This window comes from Rhizobium sp. P2_G9, from assembly GCF_056403475.1.
This window is the reverse complement of sequence record NZ_JBFUFK010000148.1, coordinates 1-407: the sequence shown is the minus strand read 5'-3', so window position 1 is coordinate 407 and position 407 is coordinate 1. Positions and strand designations below refer to the sequence as shown.

Sequence of the window (407 nt, the reverse complement as noted above, 5' to 3'; positions counted from 1 at the left end):
CGTCTACCAGAAGGCGCTGCTCGAATTCAAAATCGGCCAGGCGTCTGCGGGCGGCATCATCGCGGTCATCCTTGCCAACATCGTCGCCTTCTTCGCCATGCGCGCGGTCGGCAAGAACCTGGACCGATAGGAGGGCACCATGGCCAGAGCTGTTTCCACCAGACGCACCGCAGTCGTCACCGTGATTGCCTGGATCATCGCGCTGCTGATCTTCTTTCCGATCCTCTACACGATCATCACCAGCTTCAAGTCGGAGCAGGAGGCGATCCAGGGCTTCAACCTGATCCCGTCGGGCACGCTGGAAAGCTACTATGACGTCGAGAGCCAGAAGGACTATTTCACGCCCTTCCTCAATTCGGTGTTCCTCTCCGTCGGCTCGACGATCCTGGCGCTGATCATTGCCGTGC

At 59.2% G+C, this 407-nt stretch carries 2 pseudogenes; both read left to right on the top strand.

Annotated elements, in window-relative coordinates:
• Window positions 1-130, top strand: a pseudogene (locus AC1DYF_RS40415) (sugar ABC transporter permease); the annotation flags it as partial.
• Window positions 131-139: 9 nt separating this feature from the next.
• Window positions 140-407 (top strand): annotated as a pseudogene (locus AC1DYF_RS40410) (carbohydrate ABC transporter permease); the annotation flags it as partial.